General features: G+C 74.0%; 1 pseudogene. It reads right to left on the bottom strand.

Annotation, left to right across the window (positions count from 1 at the left end):
• Positions 1–738: pseudogene (locus G5C65_RS37975) on the bottom strand (glycosyltransferase family 4 protein); the annotation flags it as partial.

The following is a 738-nucleotide window of genomic DNA, read 5'->3' as shown; positions in this document are numbered from 1 at the left end:
GGAGGACGGCGGGGAGGACATCGGTCTTCTTCCGGTCGACGATGTCGCCGCCGATGCGGCCGATGGGAATCGGCGGGTGTGTGTCGCCCAGGCGCAGCCGCAGGTCCCACAGGTCGTGTGTGCTCTCCCGGCGTGCGAGGGCCGGGGCGTAGGGCAGGGCGAAGGAGAATCGTTCCGTCGCTCGGTGGAGCGGTGTGACCGGGAGGCTGAAGTCATGGGCCCCGCCCTGGCGGGAGACGGCGACCACGGTGGCGCCGTGCAGGGAGGGGGGCGTGCCGGCGGTGAGGAGCCGGGCGGTGACGGTCGCCCCGTCGGCGCCGACCTCGATGGTGGCGACTTCCGCGTGGGCGGGGCGCTGCCAGGTGCGCAGCGCGAGATTGCCGTGGGCGGTGCGGTAGGGGAGCCAGGCGGTCACGGTGGTGTCGGTGTCCAGGGGGGTGCGGCCGACGCTGAGGGCCTGTTCGGCCAGGGCGCAGCGGAGGCGTATCTGCTTTCCGGTGCTGTTCCGGGGGAGGATGTAGCAGTCCCAGCGGCCCTCGGGCAGGGTGTGTTCGTCCGGGTCCAGGGTGAGGTGGACGTGGCGCGGGGCGGGTTCGGTGGCCGCGCGGTCCAGGGGGATGCGCAGGTGGCGCTCTTTCGGGTCGCGGCGCAGGCGGGCGAGGAAGTCGAGCGGGCCGGGCGGCAGTGTGGAGGCGTCGAGGCGGATGCTGATTCCGCCGTCGGCGGTGGCCCGTGCCG

This window comes from Streptomyces boncukensis (assembly GCF_011045075.1).
GTDB classification, from domain to species: Bacteria; Actinomycetota; Actinomycetes; order Streptomycetales; family Streptomycetaceae; genus Streptomyces; species Streptomyces boncukensis.
Note: the sequence above shows the minus strand (reverse complement) of the source record. Positions and strands in the feature narration are given on the sequence as shown.